General features: G+C 72.2%; 1 tRNA gene and 1 pseudogene. One reads left to right on the top strand and one right to left on the bottom strand.

Annotated elements, in window-relative coordinates:
- Nucleotides 1–458, top strand: a pseudogene (locus tag AC08ON_RS18105) (aspartate aminotransferase family protein); the annotation flags it as partial.
- 188 nt (nucleotides 459–646) lie between these two features.
- Here AC08ON_RS18105 and AC08ON_RS18110 read toward each other — a convergent pair.
- A tRNA-Ser gene (locus tag AC08ON_RS18110) sits at nucleotides 647–733 on the bottom strand.
- Nucleotides 734–820: the final 87 nt, after the last annotated feature.

Consider the following 820-nt stretch of genomic DNA (forward strand, 5'->3'; position numbering starts at 1 on the left):
GCGATCCGGCGCTGGCCCGGGCGGCGCACGGCCCGCAGCGGGCCGGCTACCTTGAGGTCCTGGATTCGGCGGGGGCCTGGAACCCGTCGGACTACGCCATCGGGCTGTCCCGGCGGGCCCGCGGGCTGCCGTTCTGGTTCTCGCTGGCGACGCATGGCACCTTGGCCTACGGCCGGGCCATCGAGTCCACGCTGGCGACCGCCCGGGCGGCCGCGCTCCAGATCGCCGCGCTGCCTTACGTCGAGCTGGTGCGGGAACCGCAGCTGTCGATTGTGGTGTTCCGTCGGCTGGGTTGGCAGGCCGCGGACTACCAGCGGTGGAGCGAGAACCTGCTGCGGGACGGTTTCGCGTTTGTTCCGCCCACCGTGCACGAGGGCGAGACCGTCGCCCGGTTCGCTATCGTCAACCCCCGGACCACCGTTGACGACATCGGCGCGATCCTCGCCACGATGGCCTGATCCTCGCCGCGATGGGCTCCCTCTCCCCGCCGTCCGGTCTCCCTGCCGGCCCGGCGCCCGGGCTTGATCCTCCGGGACCGCTGTGCGGGCCCGGCCAGCCGCTACTAGAGCCGGCGTTCCAGGCGCGGGAGCATCGCGGCTGGTTGGCCGACTGGGCAGCACGCGAAGAGCGAGACGTGCCGCTAGGGCGGTGGAGGTGGGATTTGAACCCACGGAGGGGTTGCCCCCTCACACGCTTTCGAGGCGTGCGCCCTCGGCCACTAGGCGACTCCACCGCAGATTAGCTTACCGGACGTCGCGAGAGTCCGGTTCGCCGGGGTGTGTAGGGGTCCGACGGCGCCGAGACGCCGCCACGCTCGCCC

This window comes from Frankia sp. CoWAU3, assembly GCF_977971855.1.